At 40.0% G+C, this 21006-nt stretch carries 2 protein-coding genes; one reads left to right on the top strand and one right to left on the bottom strand.

What is annotated here, in order from left to right; translation table 11 throughout:
• Positions 1-181: 181 nt before the first annotated feature.
• Positions 182-11902 carry a type I polyketide synthase gene (locus IQ224_RS00020; protein WP_194032318.1) on the bottom strand — a complete coding sequence of 3907 codons (11721 nt, stop codon included), beginning with the start codon at positions 11900-11902 and terminating at the stop codon, positions 182-184.
• Between the two features lie 732 nt (positions 11903-12634).
• Here IQ224_RS00020 and IQ224_RS00015 point away from each other — a divergent pair.
• Positions 12635-20998 carry a non-ribosomal peptide synthetase gene (locus IQ224_RS00015; protein WP_194032317.1) on the top strand — a complete coding sequence of 2788 codons (8364 nt, stop codon included), beginning with the start codon at positions 12635-12637 and terminating at the stop codon, positions 20996-20998.
• Positions 20999-21006: the final 8 nt, after the last annotated feature.

Below are 21006 nucleotides of genomic sequence, written 5' to 3'. Positions count from 1 at the left end.
TATACTCTCAACCATGCCCTATTCTCTATAATTTCTAAATTTATACGCCGTTAAACATAAATTAGGATGCTGTGCTATCAGTAAATATAAACCCAAATTTAACCCCAGAGAGTTAAGCTTACTCATGTTCATCTACCTATCCTACCACATCTCATGGCTTTTGAAAAATAATTTTTCAAGTTTAACCTCCATATTGATCAAGCTCCGTTAATTTTTGATTAAGTAATCTTGCTAGTTCGTCTTCACTGAGGCTGTCGTAGGGATTATGATTGTCAGGAATTGGATTTATTTTAATCTCAAAATCGAGATGATTGGCTAGAATTTCTTCCCTTAAATAGATACTTAAGCTGAGAAGATTAGGATAATCGAAAATGATCGAGGATGGCAATTTACACCCTAAATCTCTTTCTAAGCGATTTTTAAATTCTATAACCATTAGAGAGTTTAAACCTAAGTCTAGGAATGATGTTGGTTGAGGAATAACCTTATTTTCATTTAACCCTGTCACTTCTCTTAATATTTTCTCCAGTCCTTCTACTAAAGCGGTTATTCGTTCATCTATAGAGACAGACTTTAATTGTTCTAATAGTTTTGCTGGACTTGTTTGTTTTTGATTGTTTAGGGTTAATACCTCGCTAAAGAAGGGTTGACTAATGTTGAAAGTTTGATTAAAAATCGACCAATCAATATCGAGAACTATCCCTTGAGTAATATCACCTAAAATTACCTGACTGAGATATTGAAACGCTTGCTCAGAGGGCATCATCTGCAAACCCCAATTAGCGAAACGTTGTTGATCAATTTGGTTGCCCGTCTCCCAAGCTCCCCAATTAATACTAATACCAGGTAATCCTAAACTTTGCCGTTGCTGCATTAGAGCATCCATGAAAGCATTAGCTGCGGCATAATTACTTTGACCAGGCGAACCAAGGATAACAGCCGCAGAAGAAAAGCTTACGAAAAAGTCCAAAGATAGAGAGCGAGTATAACGATCTAATAATAAAGTTCCTGCTACTTTTGGACTGATTACCTTTTGATATTTTTGCCAACTTTGATTACTGATAAGCCCATCTTCTAAGACCGCTGCTGCGTGAATTATTCCTCGTAAGACGGGCAAGTCTGCCCCAAAACGAGAGAATAAATTTTTCATATCTGTGGGGGAAGTAATATCAGCTTCAATCAAGGTTACTTTTGTTCCTTTCTCCACTAATGGGGCTATCAATTCTGTTGAAGATTTAACATGGCGACTACACAAAACTAGGTGACTTGCTCCCATTTCTGATAACCATTGAGCCACTAATCCGCCCAGTTTTCCTCCCCCTCCGGTGATTAAATAAGCCCCTGACTGATTAATAAACTGTCGTTTTTCTGAGATAGGAAGAGATGCAGAAACTAACCTGGCTGCGTAGCGGTTTCCTTGACGTAAAGCTAAACGGAATTCATGGGGGAAACACTTTAATTCATTGAATAAAAGTTCAGCTTCATTAGCTTCTTTATGGATTGGTAAATCTAAACAAACACAACCCATTTTAGGATACTCTTGATTAATGACTGCTCCTAATCCCCATAAATGAGACTGTTGAGGAGATAAAGCCGTATCATTGATCATCTTATTAGCCCCGCGAGTAATCAGCCATAAATGGGGTAATTTCTCCCAGTTATTAGTGAGGGTTTGCACTAAATTTAAGACAGCATGAGAACTCTGATCTACTGTATCTAGAACATCTTCAGCTTCTGAAGATTCCCAACAAAAAACAACACCAGTCGGAAATTCTCCAGATGGATAAGCTTCTTGATAGAGACGCTGAAAATCAGATTTCTGAGCCGGATTGATCACAAAAAAATCTTGAGAATAACATTGATAATTCTGCCCCATTTCTACAGTAATTACTTTTTCTCCTGCCTTTTTGTATAAATTAATTAGGGAATTTAAGTCTGTTTCTGGACGAACCAAGACTAACCAAGAATTTTGAGGATCGACGGCAACAGTTGGCATGGAAGAAAGTTTTTTCCATTCCACTTTATAAAAGCAATTATTTGACTTTTCTTGCCATAAACTCTGTAAAATAGCTGGATTTATGCGCCGGGCTGTTAAGTCAGTAAAGCGAGCGCAAAGCTGTTCTTGTTCATTATAAATATTAACATTTACTCTCATTTCACCATTAGTATCTGAGATGACCTGAACTTTTGTCCAAACTTGCGAAGTTGGATTTAGGAATATTTCCAAGGAAGAGAATCCATAAGGTAGATGTAATTCTTGACCATGAATTTCGGGGAAAGCTGCCCCAATACTCTGTAAGCAAGCATCCAAAAGAACTGGATGAAAATAATAACGCCGATCTGCTAAACTGGGGTTAATACTAATTTTAGCTTGAGAGCCTTTTTTGAAAGAATATAACTCTTGAATCGCTTGGAACTGCTCCCCATACCTGATACCCATCTGCTGATAAAGCTCATAGAATTCACGAATAAAAATCGATTCCTTAGGGTTTTCTCTTTCTAATTTAGTTTGGGTTAATTCTGAGGCAGCCAAGCTTTGTATATCTTTAGGTTTGACTTCACCTGTAACATGAAGAACCCATTGTTCTTGTGCAGAATCACTGCTAAATATCTCAAAAGTATAAATCAGTTGAGATGATTTTTTAGGTTTAAAAATTATTTGGATTATTGAGGGAGTTGGAGATAAGATTAATCCCTGATGGATATAGACATTTTCAAGGGTGACAAAATGCCCATTAAATATTTTCTGACTTGCGGCTAAAATGGCTTCAATAAAACCGGTAGCTGGAAATACAATGTTTTCAAATACCTTGTGTTCTTCTAAATAACTAGGGTTAAGAGAACTCACCTCACCTTCAAAGATCATGTCTCCCGTTGCTAACTTTTTAAAATCTCTAATGAAAGGATGTAACTGAGTCTTGATTTGCCCTAGAGAAAATTCCGAATTAGATAGCCAATACCGTTCTCTTTGAAAGGGATAAGTCGGTAAACTAATTCGCTTACCTTGTTTAAATACTTTAGTCCACTCTACAGAATAACCATTAACAAAAAGTGTCGCTAAACTTCTATAAATTTGTGCTTGTTCATCCTGCCCGGGTACAATACTAGGCAACCATAATAGATCTTGGTTAGCGGAAATAAGGCGAGCCATACTCAGTAATACAGGCTTAGAACCGACTTCTAGAAAACAACGATAACCCTGATCAATTAAAGACTTAAATCCTTGACTAAACTGTACAGTATTACGCAGATGAGCTACCCAATAATCCGGAGTTGTAATTTCTGAACCTACAGCTTTCCCCGTCAGATTACTAATAATGGTTAAGTTAGGTTCATGAAAAGAAATTGTTTTTAAGACCTGGGAAAAGTCATCAAGAATAGGCTGCATTAAGGGAGAATGAAAAGCATGAGATACCGCTAAACGTTTAGTTTTATACCCTTGATCAATAAAGTCTTTTTCCAGTTGCTCAACAATCTCTTTAAATCCAGAAATGACAGTAATTGAGCCATTGGCTGAAGCAATATTAACTTGATTTTCATAAGAAGTTAGAGCATTTGCTACCGTCTCATAATCAGCATAAATAGCGGACATACTGCCATTGTGGGGCAATTTTCCCATTAATTTACCCCGTTGAGTCACTAATTTTAAGGCATCTTCTAAAGAAAAGACTCCTGCCCAACAAGCCGCCACATATTCCCCGATACTATGTCCTAAAAGGGCTGAAGGTTGTATTCCCCAAGATTGCCATAATTTGGCGAGTGCATATTCAAGGGAAAAAATCACCGGCTGAGTGATTTGGGTTTCCTCTAATAACTGGCTATTTTGCTCTTGAAAGATTAAATCTAGGAGAGATTTTTCTAAAAGGGGTTCTAAAATTTGATCACAAAGATCTAATGTTTCCTTAAAAACAACTTCTCGGTTATAAAGAGTTTCTCCCATGCCAGAATATTGAGAGCCTTGTCCAGAAAAGAGGAAAGATATCTTTGGCGGAGTCTCTGATAAAATCGGTCGGATTAATGAGTCAGAATCTTCACCATCTTGGTAATCAATTAATGCTCGTTGTGCCGTCGTTATTGAGTCTGCTAAAATACAGATTCGTTGCGGAAAAATCCCCCGCCCTGTACTGGTGGTAAAACAAACATCAGCTAAATTGATAGACTCAGTCAAAATATCTTGATAGCTTCTGGCTAACTCTTGCAGGGATTGTTCAGAACGAGCCGAAAGGGGTAATAGATAAAAATTATTCTCCGAAGCTTGAGGCAAATCAGCATCAATTTCCCCAACAATGATATGAGCATTCGTTCCACTAAATCCAAAGGAACTTACTCCAGCAATCCTTGGACGTTCGCTGATATTCCAAGGTTTTCCTTGTACAGGAACTTCAAAAATATGAGAACTCCAATCAAAGCGGGGATTAGGATTTTTAAAGTGAAGATGAGGAGGTATTTTATGGTGTTGTAACGCTAGAACGGTTTTAATTAATCCGGCAATTCCGGCAGCACCTTCTAAATGGCCTAAATTCGTTTTTACTGAACCAATAATTAAGGGCCGATTAGGGGAGCGTTGACCAAAAACGGCGGACATACTTTCTAATTCAATCGGATCACCAAGGGCTGTTCCAGTGCCGTGAGCTTCGATATAATCGATTTGTTCAGGCTTGAGATTAGCGCGTTTAAGGGCTTGATGTAATAATTTTTCTTGAGCTTGACCATTAGGAACAGTTAGCCCACTACTTGGACCATCATGATTGACTGCTGTACCATAAATTTTCGCCAAAATTTGGTCTCCATTCTTAACCGCTTGGCTCAACCTCTTCAGAACAACTATTCCACAGCCTTCTCCTCGCACCATGCCATTTGCGCTCTCATCAAAGGTTTTGCAATGTCCATCAGGGGCAAGCATATGGGCGCGACTTTCGATTAAAGAAATAATGGGAGTTAAAATAATATTAACCCCTCCAGCTAAAGCCAGATCGCACTCACCATTAAGTAAGGCATTATAAGCTAAATGAATCGCTACTAATGAGGAGGAACAAGCGGTGTCAATAGTCATTGATGGACCCTGTAAACCAAGGACATAAGAAAGACGACCCGCCGCCATACTAACAGAAGTTCCTGAACCAGTATAAGCATTAATGGCTTGAGGAGAATAACTTAATTGGGCATAATCTTGAGTCATGCAACCGATAAAAACTCCCGTCTGACTGTTGCGTAATTTTTGGGGATTTTGTCCAGCAGATTCTAAAGCTTGCCAGGTGGTTTCCAAGAGTAAACGCTGCTGAGGATCCATAGCGACAGATTCTCTAGGAATAATGCCAAAAAATTCTCCATCAAATTCCTCAATTTGTTCTAGAAATGCACCGTAAGGAGCGTATATTTTGCCGGGGACATCGGGATTAGGATCATACCATGTTTCCTGATCCCAGCGATCTTGAGGAATTTCTGTTATGGCATCTTTTCCCTGTTCCAAAAGTTCCCAGAAAGATTGTAAATTCTTAGCACCGCCTGGAAATCGACAAGCCATGCCGACAATAACAATAGGATCATCATCGAGTTGTGATTTTTCTACAGAGGATTTTTCTGGCTGTTTTTGAGAAATTTCTGCTTTTATTTGAGGGGTCAATACTGGTTGACAATTATCTAGAACTTCTTGCTGTAAATAATTAGCTAAGGCTTCAACATTCGGAAAACGAAAAGTAATTGTCGAAGGGAGAGAACAATTAAAGTCAGTTTGTAACAGATTTCGTAACTCTGTAGAAGTGAGAGAGTCCATCCCCAAATCAAAAAAGCCCTGTTGAGGGGAAAAAGTTTCATCATTTGAGCGTCCTAAAACAGTAGAAACACGCATGATGATATGATTAGTTAGCCAATTAGGACGCTCTTTTAAGGTTAAATTTTGCCATTGTTTTAAAAACTCAGATGAGGGGGCAGCTTGGGTTTTTCCTTGAGGCAGAAAGTTTTTATAAAAGCTTTGATGAATATAAGGAAATTGTTGCCAGTCAATCTTAATTACACCAGCGCGGATAATCTGATTTAGAAGAATTTTTTCCAGAGCATTAAGGGCTAAATCGGGTTTCATAGCCCCATATCCTTTAGCGGCTAATCTCTCCAAAACATTGCGATCTACTGCTGCACCTATTTCACTCCAAGGACCCCAATTTATGACCGTTCCGGGTAAATGATGCGTCTGACGATAATAGATAAAAGCGTCTTCAAAGGCATTAGCTGCCGCAGCATTAGCTTGTCCTGCCGAGCCAATTAAAGATACAGCAGAAGTATAACAGACAAAGAATTCTAATGGGTCATTTAGGGTGAGTTGATGAAGCAACCAAGTTCCTTTAACTTTAGGAGCTAAAACATAATTAAATCTCTCTGGTGTTAGTCTTAATAAGGTTGTATCGTCTAAGGTTCCGGCAATGTGAAAAATACCCTGTATAGGATATTGAGAACGGCATTCGTCTAGGACGGCGTGCAGTTTTTCAGCATCGGTAATATCAAGTTTTTTGAGGGTAACTTTTGCCCCACTAGAGGAGAAATTGGCTAATATTTCAGGGCTAATTCCTTCTGCCCCTCGACGGCTACACAAAACTAGATTCCGCGCCCCTTTTTCAATCATCCATCGGGTTGTTGCTAATCCTAACCCCCCTGTGCCTCCTGTGATTAAATAATAGGCATCAGGACTAAAATTGATCTTTCCATCTTCAAGTTTTCTCTGCACCAAACGGGGATAAAAACGCTGTTCCCCCCGCAAAGCAATCCGGTTTTCTTGGGGATTACTGTAGATTTCTTGCAGCAGTTTATCGGCTGCGTTTACTTCATCTGGATCTAGGTCAATCGCCTTAAAATTAAGTTCAGGATGTTCTAAAACTAGGCTGAAGGCTATTCCTAATAAGGATGCTTGAGAGGGAGAGATCAGGGTTTTAATGGCTTTTGCTGGTACTGCTCCTTGAGTCACTAAAATCAGAGTCGGGGGATTTTCTTGCTGCAATAATGCTTGTAAGAAAAAGAGAAATCGTTGACAATTAATCTCGACTTGTTGATCAATTTCTCCAGGGATTTTTTCTAAGCCCCAGAAGTACAGTATTTGACGAGTTTCTGAAGTTATCGAGTTTCTCAATATTGATAGGTAATCTTCAGCAATCTCTGGGTTAATATCTTGGGTAAAGACGCAAGAACAACTTATTCCTCTCTGTTGGAATAGAGGGATTAAACCGTTAGCAATTCCTTGACTATCTGCCCAGATTATTTGATGAGAGTAAGATTTTGCTGGCAGAGAAGGTAATTGCTCACTGCTTCTACCAATAATGACACTTTGTTTTAATAAATTTCGGGTTTTTGCTTGGCTTGGTTCGATAATATTAATGTCTTCAAATTGATTCTCAATCAGTAAATTTTGCCAATCTTTTGTGCTGATTAACGGATAACCATTCCGCCGCAGATCTTGACTACATAACCACCATCCTTCTGTCAAGCCAAAGGTTAAATCTACCCAACGTCTTGCCCCTGTACTTTCTAAGAGGATTAGTAGTCCTTTGGGAGCGATGAGAGAGCGCACATTTTCAAGGGTTTTTTGAAGGTTGGCTGTGGCATGAAGAACATTAGCGGCAATGATTATGTCAAAACTGCCAGGGAGAAAATCTTGAATAAAGGGATTTTTTTCAATGTCTAGAGTTTGATATTTAATAAAGGGATAGTTTCTAAAATTTTCCTTGGCTCTTGTTAAGAAACTAGAGGAAATATCGGTGAATATATATTCGATATGTTCCGTGGGTAAGTGAGGTAAAAGGCCAGTAGTAACGGCTCCTGTGCCTCCTCCAATTTCGAGAATTCTTAGGGGATAATAGGGTGGTAAATTCGCAATAGCACGGCTGATTGTGGTGGCGACTAACTGATTCATCAATTTAGATCCGGCGGCTTCCGAATAAATTGATGCGATCTCTTCTAAATCCCCTTGAGGAAAGAGTAATTCTAATGGATCAACTTGACGACTCATGACTTCGGCTAAAGCAGAGCCACAACGCTCCATTAGACTAATTTCTGCTGGATAATCGGCAAATTCTTGGCGGAGAATTTTAATTTGTGATTGGGATGAAGGTGCTTCTAATTTTTTGAGGAATAACCAGCCATCTTTTGTCTGATTAACGATTTTTTCTTCAGCTAAAATGCTTAAACATCGAGACAATAAAGGTAGGTAAAAATCGACAATTTGACCTTGATTTGCTATCTGTGCCTCGGAATAAGTTTGACCTAATTTTGGCTGTCCATTAAGTTTTGTTAAGGCTTCCCAGATATAGACAACGCTTAACTTTTCCAAGGCTTCTATTAAGCGCTCATATTGCGCCAATTTTTCCCCTAGTTGTTGTTCTAACTGTGCGGGGTGAATTTGATTTTTAATTACCTGGGGAGCTACTAAAGTGTCTCTGCCATTCCCTAATAATTCCTCGCAAGGCATCCATTCTTCTAGATAGATTTGAGGGGGGATTTCTTGGGGGATAATCTCTTGGGATTGAACGGCTTTTAGTTCTAAGTTGGTGAGGGATGCTAAGGGTTGACCTTGGGGGGAATAGATATCAATATCAGCGATAATAATGTTAGGGTTAGGGGAGGAGTTCTTCAGTCGAACCGCGCTGATTACCTGCTCATCAGGAGGGTGAAAAAATGCCAATTTACCAAGACGAACAGGAACATAAGTTACTGAGGATTCTTCTTTAAATAAAATGGCAGCAATCCCTTGAAAACAAGCGTCTAACATAGCAGGATGAAAATGATATTTTTCCCGCTCTAATCTATCGGTTAATTTGATTTGAGCAAAAGCTGTATTTTCTCCGCGCTTCAGTTGATGAATGAGCCGAAAGTTACTCCCGTAATTTATCCCTGATTTTTGATAAGTTTCATAAAAGGAGTTGATATCGACTTCTTCAGGACAATTTTTTGCGATTTCTTCTAGATCACAATTGGTTAAATTAGTTGATTTCAATTCCTCAATTGTTCCAGTAACTAATACTTCCCAATTTGGCTCAAGTGCATGGTAAATTTTAAAGCTTTTTTGCTCAATGATTAACTGTAATGTGTCTTCCGTATCTTTTAAAATTAATGCCTTCTTAAATTCAACATTTTCTAAAATAACTCTTTGATTCTCCCCAGCAGCTAAAGCCATTTCTATCAAGGCAGATGCTGGCAATATGGCCTGATCAAAAACCTGATGTTCTCCTAAAAATGCAGGTTTATGTTGACTAATGCTCCCTCGATATTGACGGAGAGCTAAGGGAGAAGGAAAATGATCGCCTAGTAAGGGATGTCCAGAGTAATAATTAGGGTTTTTATAGCTAGAAGACTCTGATTTATTGCCAGAATTTATCCAGTAGCGTTTGCGGATAAAAGGCGAATTAGGTAAACTAATTTTTTGCCCTGGATGTGAGCGATGGAAGGCTTCCCAGTTAATATTAAATCCTCTCACATAGAGTTGACCTAGAACCCTTTGCTCATGCTGATCACTGTGACAATCTTTCCCTAAACTAGATAACCATAGAATTGAATTTACCCCTAACTTTTGACGACCTATATTAATGAGATTGGCACTGATTCCCATTTCTAGGAAGATTTGATATCCCATTTGATGCAGAGTAGAAATTCCTTGGGCGATTTCGTCGGATTTCTGCCTAATCTTTTCCCCTCTATTCACCAAATTTCTGAGAGATTTTTTCACAACTTCACCCTGATAAATTAGGGTAATATCGGGGGAGTTAGAATCGACTTCTGGGGTGCTTGTGAGCAAGGATAAAAGGTCTTCTGAGTTGGGGTTTTGTGGGCTAATTCTGGTGCGTTTCGCCACCAGCTTGACGGTATCTTCAAGGGAAAAGACGCCCGCTTGTTGAGCGGCGAGATATTCCCCTAATCCAGAACCTAAAATTGCAGAAGGAGAAATTCCCCACGATTTCCAGAGTTCACAAAGAGCATACTGATAGGCAAATAATGGCGGTTGTACAGACAAAGAAATCTGAGGCTCTAAGGCTTTTTTAGATGACAATAATTCCTGAAGAGAAAATTCTAAATATTTTTTAAACAGATGCTCGCACTGCCTAAAAGCCTCATGAAATACTGGCTCATTATTAAGCAGGTTTTCAATGATTTCTGGACTAATTTCTTCCTCGTAATTGCAGAGAAAAGCAACTTTAGGATGGCTTTGCGCTTCTCCATAAATGATGTCGAAGCTATTATTTTGAATATTTTGAAATTGCTTTTCATCCCCATTGCTATTGAGAAAAGCCTGAATTCCTTGATGCAGATTCTCTTGATTAGAAACTAAAAGAGCGAGACGATGTTTATGGGGAAAACGACCAGTATTTAAAGATAGAGCAATGTCCTTGACGTTGAGATATGTTTTCTGCTCAAGCTCATCGACAAATTGAGTCGTAAAAAGACGTAAACGTTCGGGTTCTTTAGCCGAGAAAGTAACGAGAATGGGTGATATTTTTGGGTTTTGGGGTTGCGGTTGAGGTGGTTCGCTTAAAATAACATGAGCGTTGGTTCCTGATGCTCCAAAAGAACTGACTCCAGCCGCTTTGAGCTTACCATTATTAACATTCCAAGGACAATTTTGCGTAACGATACTAATCGGCAAGGCATCCCAATTAATATGAGGATTGGGTTTTTTAAGGTTTAGATGAGCCGGAATTTCACGGTAGTGTAGCGATAATGCGGTTTTAATTAATCCTGAAATTCCCGCCGCCGCCGCCAGATGACCTAAATTAGTTTTGAGAGAACCGACTAATAAAGGGTTAGATTTGCGACGATTGACGCATAATGCCTCGGCTATGGCTTTAATTTCGATGGGATCTCCCAAAGATGTTCCTGTACCGTGAGCTTCAACATAATCGATAGCCTCGGCATCTAAACGAGCGTCAGCTAGAGCTTCTCTGATTAATTCGCTCTGTACGGGCCCATTAGGAACGGTAAAGCCGCCACTGGCTCCATCGTTGTTGACTGCGGTCCCTCGAATCACGGACCAAATGTGATCACCATCTTCAAGAGCGTCACTGAGTCTTTTTAAGACGATGACTCCGCAACCTTCGCCGATTCCAAACCCATCGGCACTTTCGTCAAAGGTTTTGCATTGGCCATCTGGGGCCAACATCTGATTGCGGCACAAGGCGATGACGACTTCTGGAGTTAAAACTAAGTTCACTCCTCCGACTAAAGCTTGTCTGCATTCTTGGGAACGTAAGGAACGGCAAGCGAGATGAACAGCGACTAAGGAGGAAGAGCAAGCGGTATCTACTGCCAAACTCGGACCATTAAGATTTAAAAGGTAAGAAATACGCCCAGCTGCCGCGTTAGTATGATTGCCCGAAATATGATAGGCTCCGATGGCATTATAGTCCTCATTTGAGGTAAGAATACGGGCATAGTCATTGTTAGTAATCCCGATAAAAACCCCTGTTTTTCCCCTTCTAGCCGTCGTTGTTGCCATTCCTGCATTTTCCAAAGCTTCATAGGCTACCTCTAAAAGCAATCTTTGCTGAGGATCCATAGCGACGGCTTCCTTGGGAGCAATTCCGAAAAAATGGGCATCAAACTGGGAGACATCATCGAGAAACCCCCCCTGAGAAACATAGATTTTACCCACTTTATTCCGATCTGAATCATAAAAATCCTGCTGGTTCCAGCGCTCCTTAGGTATTTCTCTGAGGTGATTTTTACCCGCTTTGAGAAAAGACCAGAAAGATTCAGGTGTCGCAATATTATCACCGAAACGACAACCTAAACCCACGATAGCTAAGGGTTCCCTTTGTTGAGACTCGAAAGCTTTTAATTTTTCTTTAGCTTCACTAAGAGCTTTAAAAACTCTAGTTTGGATTGATTGGTCGTTTTCGGATAAGTTCTTTTTATCTTGAAAGTCCATAGTGTTAGAATCGACTTGGAAAAGAATAATTATTGCGACTGACGGGGTGACAAGCAGATGGAAAGTGAAACAGGGTGTAGAGTGTCGGGTTTAGGGAAAAAGCTTGAGACTTTCGCCAAAAGATAACGAGGGAATTTGGTTTTTGTCTAGTAAGTCGATTAATTTGATGGATCACAGTGAGGAAATTTTTCCCCCACCTCACTTAAACTTCAACCTCGTTGTCACCCCTTCAGCTATTACGACCAGACAGCTAATCGTACCTGATCAAGGTAGTAATTGTCAATAGACATCTGCAATAAACGTTTATGGGGTGTGGCATCCTAAGCTCTGCTCTCTTGGTCTCGCGCAAGCTTATCTTTAAATGTCACACTTTCTGCACTTCTTAATATTTAATTAATGATTTTTACTAATTTATTGGGTTCAGTGGTTTCTACAGTGAAGATTTTTTGTCAAAACATACTAGGGAATGTAAAAATATGTAAAAGTATATGGAGATGTGCAGAATGTCGGTTAGTATGCTACAATGTCGAGGCTCAGAACAATTTTGGAGAAGCGACAGAAACCCTGACCTTAGCCGTAGTCGGGTTTCCTGTAGTTCAAATAGCAATAATTCCACTCGTCAGAGACCGGAATTATCGCTTTAAGGGAACTGGGAACGGGGAAAAAAGCATTGTACCCCATGACTCTGAATACCGCCATCAACCACTATTTAGGGAAAAAGTTAGAACAGCAATGGAAGCACATCTGGTTTCAATAGATTACCAAATTCGGCAACTTCAAGAAATAGATCCAGTAACTACTCTATTTGGTAATGTAAGTCAGAATAAAACCGGGGAGCAGGATAGCGTTCTTGAGGTCATCTCTACAGATTTACAGGAAAAAACTAACAGTTTAACGGCAAATAATTTTGTTAATAATTTAGCATTTCATCTGGCTGTTGTTCAGGTTTTAATGTTTAAATACACTGCTCAAGTCGAGTTTGCCACGGCTACAGCAGCCTTGAATACAAAAAAATTAGATAGCCTGATATTTTGCCGATTCAATCAACATAATTTTAGTTCATTTAAAGATTTACTAAGAATCATTCGTAAAGATTTACAAGAAGGCTATCGCCATCAAAACTATGCGCTGGATAGTTTGGTCAAAACCTTGGCAGCAAGAGGAGGAAATCTAGAGAATATTTTTGACGTTGCTGTGATAAAAGAAGGACTGTGTGCGGACATTTCTTCGTTAAATCGGTTTCAATTAGTTTTTACCATAGAAGCGGATGATAGTGGTGTTTCTGTCACTTTTATTAAAGATAAATTTCCTAGGGATTTTGTCGAGAGAATGCTAGGACATTACCTAGAAATCTTAGAAATGGTGACGAGTAATCCCGATATAGATTTGTCAGAAATTGATATATTAACGACCGAAGAACGAGAACAATTACTGAGAGATTGGAATGATACGGCCATTGAATATCCTGAAAAGCAATGGATTCATCAGCTATTTGAAGAGCAAGCCAAACTTTACCCTGAGAGAGGGGCGGTCATTTTTGAAAATCAAGAATTAACTTATCAAGAATTAAATGAAAAAGCCAATCAACTTGGTCATTACCTACAAAAATTAGGAGTAAAACCAGAGGAATTAGTAGGAATTTATCTAGAGCGTTCCTTAGAAATGGTAGTAGGATTATTAGCTGTTTTGAAGGCCGGAGGAGCTTACGTTCCCTTAGATACTAATTATCCTCAAGAACGCCTAAGTTATCTATTAGAAGATACTGGGGTAAAAGTGATCATTACTGAGGAATCGATGCGGGGATTGTTGGACGAATACCGAGGAATTGTTGTTGCTTTGGATACAGATTGGTCAGCAATTTCTCAAGAAAGTCAGAACAATTGTGACAGTGGTGTAACTGGGGAAAATTTAGCTTATGTTATCTACACTTCCGGTTCCACAGGTAAACCTAAGGGCGTGATGAATAATCATAAGGGGATTAGGAATCGTTTGTTGTGGATGCAGGATACTTATCAGTTAACTAAGAGTGATTGCATTTTACAAAAAACCCCTTTTAGTTTTGATGTTTCAGTGTGGGAATTCTTTTGGCCTTTATTAGCGGGTGCAACCCTAGTGGTAGCAAAACCCGAAGGTCATAAAGATAGTACCTATTTAATACAATTGATCCAAAAGCAGCAAATCACTACCCTTCATTTTGTCCCCTCAATGTTGCGAGTTTTTCTGCAAGAACCAGAGCTAAAAGGATGTAGTTCTCTCAAGCGGGTTTTCTGTAGTGGGGAAGCTTTGTCATTAGACTTAACACAACGCTTTTTTGAGCATTTTGACTGTGAACTTCACAACCTCTATGGTCCGACTGAGGCGGCGATTGATGTGACTTACTGGCCCTGTTTGCCGGAGAATCAAAAAGCTCTAGTGAGTATTGGCCGACCGATTGCCAATACTCAGATTTATATTCTTAATCCGGATTTACAACCAGTTCCTATAGGGATTGTGGGAGAATTACATATTGGTGGCATAGGTTTAGCTCGTGGATACCTCAATCGTCCCGAATTGACGGCCGAGAAATTTATCCCTAATCCTTTTGCTAAGGTCGAAGGAGAAATAGGGGGAGAAATTAGGGCAAAATTATATAAAACGGGAGATTTAGCCCGGTATTTACCCGATGGAAATATTGAGTTTTTAGGGCGGATTGACCATCAAGTTAAGATTCGAGGTTTCCGGATTGAGTTGGGGGAAATTGAAGCTATACTCAGTCAACATCCAGCAGTTGAGCAAGCGGTAGTTATTGCATCGGAGACAGAAACAGGGAGTCAAACACTAATTGCTTATGTTGTGGGTCAGTCTCAAGAGGGGGAACTCTTGGCGACTTCAGAAAAAGGGCAATTATTCGATGAGCAAATCGAGCAATGGCAAAGCCTCTATAACCAAATTTACAGCCAAACATCGGCAGATTCTCAGGGTATATTTAATATTGTTGGCTGGAATAGCAGTTACACGGGGGAACCTATCCCTGCCGCCCAGATGCGAGAATGGCTAGATGATAAAGTTAAGGTTATTCTGGCTCAACAACCGAAAAAAGTTCTGGAAATAGGTTGTGGAACCGGGTTAATATTATTCCAAGTTGCTCCCCATTGCCAGTGTTATTGGGGAACCGATATCTCATCAGTAGCCTTAGACGATATTCAGCGAATTAATCAAGAAGGGCCTCAGCTAGAGCAAGTCAGGCTATTGCATAGCACAGCCGATAATTTTGAGGGTTTGGAGTCAGAAAGATTCGATACAATTATCCTTAACTCGGTTGTGCAGTATTTCCCCCATATAGATTACTTACTGAGGGTTTTAGAGGGAGCTATCAAGGTACTAACTCCGGGGGGGTGTATTTTCCTTGGAGATGTGCGAAACTTGCAACTCATGGAAGCTTTTCACGCTGATGTAGAATTTTATAAGGCTAACCCTGAGGATGCGATTAAGGATTTTAAACAGCGTGTACAGAGAAAAATTGAGCAAGAAAATGAGTTATTCATTGACCCAGATTTTTTTAGAGCAATTCAGTCCTATTTTCCTCAGATTACTGAAGTCGAGATTCATCTAGAGAGAGGTCAACACCACAACGAATTAACTCAATTCCGTTATAATGTTGTTCTGCGGATTGAAACGATTCTGGATTTTAGCACCGACTTTCCAGAATTAAACTGGACTGAACAGCAGCTGACTTTATCTGAGGTAAGAAATCAACTGGGGACATCTGAGGGGTTAAGGGTGATAGGTGTCCCTAATTCTCGCTTGTTTCGACCTTTAAAAAGTGTGGAATTGTTCAGAAATTCTCAAGACTTTGGGACGACCGAGGAATTTCAAGCTATTAAATCGGAAATTATCCCAGAAAATGCCGTAGAACCTGAAGATTTTTCGGCTTTAGCTGAGGATTTATCCCTTTCGGTTTGGGTAACTTGGTCGGATACTCCGGACCGTTACGATGTGATTTTTGCCCCGCTGGAAAATTCCCAGAGAAATTACATCGCTTTTACCCCCACCCACACCGCAAAACCTGAATGGCAACTTTATGCAAATCACCCTTTAAGGTCTAAGTTAAACAGTAAACTGATTCCCCAACTGCGGAGTTATCTGCAAAAGCAACTCCCAGAATACATGATACCTCATGCCTTTGTGCAATTGGATGCTATTCCTCTGACAAATAGTGGAAAAATTGACCGTCGCGCCCTACCCTCTCCAAGCTATAACAGTTTAAGGAATTCGGAGAATTTTGTAGCACCTTGTACCCCTCTTGAGGAAATTTTAGCACTGATTTGGGCTGAAGTTTTGGGCATCGAAGAGGTTGGTATTCACGATAATTTTTTTGAACTTGGGGGGGATTCGATTCGGGCAATACAAGTGATCGCTAAGGCGCGACAAATGGGTTTTCATTTTTCCTTACCCCAATTATTGCAACATCAAACCATTCAAGAATTGGCCAATTGCGTTAGCTATGAAATTGATACTTTAGGGACTGAAAAAACGGAAGTTTTTAGTTTAATTTCTCAAGAAGTTCGCCTCAATTTACCGGAGGAAGTGGAGGATGCTTATCCTCTAACTGCTCTACAATTGGGGATGATATTTCATAGTGAATATCAGGGGAATCTATCGGTGTACCATGATGTGTTTACCTATCATATTCGTGCTGATTTTAGTTTTCCAGCTTTACATAGTGCTATTCAGGAGATTGTCCAGCGGCATCCAGTATTACGAACCAGTTTCGCACTCTTTGAATATCAGGAACCCCTACAATTAGTTCATCGACAAATCGATGTTCCTTTAGGATTAGATGACCTAAACCATCTATCTACTTCTGAACAAGACACGGCTATTGATGATTGGATTGAGCGGGAAAAAATCCGCACTTTTGACTGGAATATTCCTCCTTTATTTCGCTTTCATCTCCATCGCCGCAGTCAGGATAACTTTAACCTAACTTTCAGTTTTCATCACTCTATTTTAGATGGTTGGAGTGTGGCTTCGTTGCTCACAGAATTGTTACAACAGTATCTCTATCTTCTCGACAAAAAAGTTCTCCCTCTCTCTCCAACTCCCGCTCTCAGTTTTAGAGATTTTGTCGCCTTAGAAAATAAAACTATTCAATCGCCAGAATGCCAGAATTATTGGCAAGAAAAACTCAGAGATGTGACGCTGACTAAACTTCCTCAGTGGTCGAAATCTAATCAAGTTAATCAAGATTGGGATTGGTTAGTTCCTATATCTAGTCAGGTATCTCAGGGATTAAAACAACTCGGTAAACAAGTGGGAGTACCCCTAAAAAGTGTTTTATTGGCGGCTCATTTTCGGGTATTAAGTTTACTGAATAATCAGAGGGATATTGTTACGGGTTTAGTCTCTAATGGACGGTTAGAAGCAGCCGATGGTGAAAAGATATTAGGTTTATTTTTGAATACTTTGCCCCTACGTTTAGAGTTATCTGGAGGCCCTTGGAGCGATTTAGTTAAGCAAGCTTTTGATGTTGAAAGAGAATGCTTATCTTGGCGAAGATATCCCCTCGCTGAGTTACAAAAATCAGGTCAACCTTTGTTTGATACGGCTTTTAATTTTATTCATTTCCATGTTTATCAAGGTATCATCGGGGTGAAAGATTTAGAAGTCTTAGGAGGGAAGTTTTTTAATCAAACTAATTTTACATTGTTAGCTAATTTTAGTCTTCATCCCCTTTCATCTCAAATAGAACTTACCCTTAAATATGATGGGAATTATCTAGGGGAAAAGCAGATGGAGTTAATCGGAGGATACTACGAGAAAACTCTCATCGCTATGGCAACGGAAGGGTTAGAACGTTATGAAACTTGTTGTTTACTTTCTGAGCAAGAACAACATCAATTATTGAAAGAATGGAATGATACTGAGGTTCACTATCCGGATGGGTGTATTCATCAATTGTTTGAGGAGCAAGTTAAGCGCAGTCCTGATGCGATCGCTATTATTACAGAAAATGAACAATTAACCTACCGTCAATTAAACGAAAAAGCGAATCAATTAGGGCATTATTTAGGCAAAAAAGGGTTAAAACCGGAGTCTTTGGTGGGAATTTGCCTAGAACGGATCCCTGAGATGGTTATAGGGTTATTAGCTATTCTCAAAGCAGGGGGAGCTTATGTACCTTTAGATCCAGCTTATCCAACTGAACGCCTCAATGTTATCTTAGAAGATGCTCAAGTTTCCTTGTTGCTAACACAAGCAAAATTAGTAGAGAAATTAGGGAATTATCCAGGGAATCTGGTGATATTAGAGGCAGAACAAAAAAATATAGCCCTAGAAAGTCCCGAAAACCTCTCTTTACCCGTAAGTTCCAGTAATACCGCTTATGTGATTTATACCTCCGGTTCAACGGGGAAACCAAAAGGGGTTGTCATTGAGCATCACAGCACCACAACCTTACTGAATTGGTCCAAGGAAGTCTTTAGCAGTGAGGAATTAGCGGGGGTTTTGGGATCTACTTCTATTTGTTTTGATTTGTCAGTATTTGAACTATTTTTGCCCTTGGCTGTGGGGGGTAAGATTATTCTGGCCCAGAATGTTCTAGATTTGCCTAGTTTAAGTGCAGCCAAAGAGGTAACATTAATTAATACCGTACCTACAGCGATCGCCCAACTACTGGAAATTGAGGCGATACCTGAGACTGTGCGAACGGTAAACCTCGCCGGAGAAGCTTTGTCTAATCAATTAGTCCAGAAGCTTTACCAGCAGGAAAACATTAAGAATGTTTATAATCTCTACGGTCCTTCGGAAGATACCACTTATTCCACTTTTAGCTTAGTGCCTAAAGGACACCATGGACAACCGAGTATCGGCCGGCCTATTGCCAATACTCAAGTTTATATTCTGGACTCTTTTAAGCAACCGGTTCCTCTAGGAACTATTGGTGATTTATATATCGGGGGTAAAGGGTTAGCTCGATGTTATCTGAATCAACCTGAATTAACCGCCGAGAAATTTATCGCCAATCCGTTTAGTAATGAACCCAAGGCCAAACTCTATAAAACAGGAGATTTAGCCCGATATTTACCCGATGGAAATATTGATTTTTTGGGGCGGGGTGATAATCAGGTAAAATTGCGGGGTTTCCGCATTGAATTAGGAGAAATTGAGGCAACTCTAGGGACTTATCCCCAAGTTAAGCAAAAGGTGGTGAAGGTTTGGGAAGACTCCTATCGGAATAAGAGGTTAGTCGCTTATCTAGTAGGAGAAAATGGCCCGATAAATACTGAGGATTTGCGTCGTTTCTTGGGACAGAAATTGCCAGAGTATATGATTCCGGCTCTTTTTGTCTCCTTAGAAACTCTCCCTCTGACTCCCAATGGAAAAATTGACCGTTCCAGTTTACCCCTCCCTGAGATACCTTGGACATCTGAGCAGGATTTTGTCCCCCCGCATACTCAGAAAGAAAAGATTTTGGCTAGTATTTGGCAAGATGTTCTCAGCATTAAACAAGTAAGTCGTTATGACCGCTTTTTTGAAGTTGGGGGCGATTCTATTATCAGTATTCAGGTTGTCGCTCGCGCTCGTCAAGCCGGGTTGAAGATTACCCCTAAACAGATATTTGAATATCCTACTCTTGCTGAACTAGCTACAGTTGCCGATTATTCCACAACCGAATTAGCTAAACAGGGTTTAGTGACGGGTATTGTGCCTCTTACTCCCATTCAACTGTGGTTTTTTGAGCAAAATCGCGCTGAAATGCACCACTTTAATCAGTCTGTCCTCTTAGAAGTTCCCCGTCACCTGAAAGCTGATTTGTTAGCTCAATCTCTGAGAAAATTAATTGAACATCATGACGCTTTGCGGTTACGGTTTACTGTGGAGGAAGGACAATGGCAACAAGTTAATGAAGGAATGCCGGAGGAAGTACCTTTTGAAGTGATTGATTTGTCTTCGATTCCTCAATCTCAGCAAAGGGAAACTCTCTTAGCAATGGCAACAACTCAACAGGCAAGTTTAAACCTCTCTACTGGACTATTAATCAAGGCGGTACTATTTGAATTGGCACCCTATCAACCCAGTCGGTTACTGATTATTATTCATCACTTGGGGGTTGATGGTGTATCTTGGCGAATTTTGTTAGAAGATTTATTGATGACTTATCAACAGCTAGAAAGGGGGGAGAATGTAGAACTTCCACCTAAAACCATAGCCTTTCAGGATTGGGCGCTTCTCTTGAGGGATTATGGACAAGGGGAAAAAGCGAAAGAGCCATTAGACTATTGGTTAACTCAACCTTGGTTAGAGGCGAGAAATTTACCTGTAGATGACGAGGCTGGAAAACAATACAATACAGTAGCGACGGCAAATGATGTCACGGTGACTCTAGATGAAGAACAAACCCGCACCCTCTTGCAAAAAGTCCCCGCTGCCTATAACACTCAAATTAATGAGGTTTTGTTAACCGCTTTAGCAGAAACTTTGACAGAATGGACAGAAAATTTGACCATATCTCTTGATTTAGAAGGACACGGACGAGAAGATTTGTTCAGTGAGGTTGACTTATCGAGGACGGTAGGTTGGTTTACCAGTCTTTTTCCGGTTATTTTGCGACTCCCCCCCGAAAATCACCCCGGTGAGCGGCTCAAATCTATTAAAGAACAGTTACGAGCTATTCCTCACAGGGGAATTGGCTATGGAATTTCGCGATATTTGAGTGATGATGCTGATATTAAGTCTCAATTAGCTGCAATTCCTGCCAGAGAAGTTTTGTTTAATTATTTAGGTCAATTTGAGCAAGGACAATTGCAAAAAGGGGAGTGGAAATTAGCGGATGAGTCTAAGGGGCCTAATCACAGTCTTAAGGGACATCGTAGTCATTTATTAGAGATTACGGCCAGAGTTATCGAGGGACAGTTACAAGTAAACTGGACTTATAGCGATCTCATCTATGAACGTTCGACGGTAGAATATTTAGGGCGCAGCTATAAAGAAGCTTTGCTGAAATTGATTGAGCATTGTTTATCTCCTGATGCTGGGGGTTACACTCCCTCAGATTTTCCAGTAGCGCACTTGAATCAACAGGAATTAGACGATATTCTGGCAGAAATTGACTAATAAGGAGA

Source organism: Microcystis sp. LEGE 00066, from assembly GCF_015207925.1.
In the GTDB taxonomy this organism is placed as follows: Bacteria; Cyanobacteriota; Cyanobacteriia; order Cyanobacteriales; family Microcystaceae; genus Microcystis; species Microcystis ichthyoblabe_A.
This window is presented reverse-complemented; position numbering and strand designations above follow the sequence as displayed.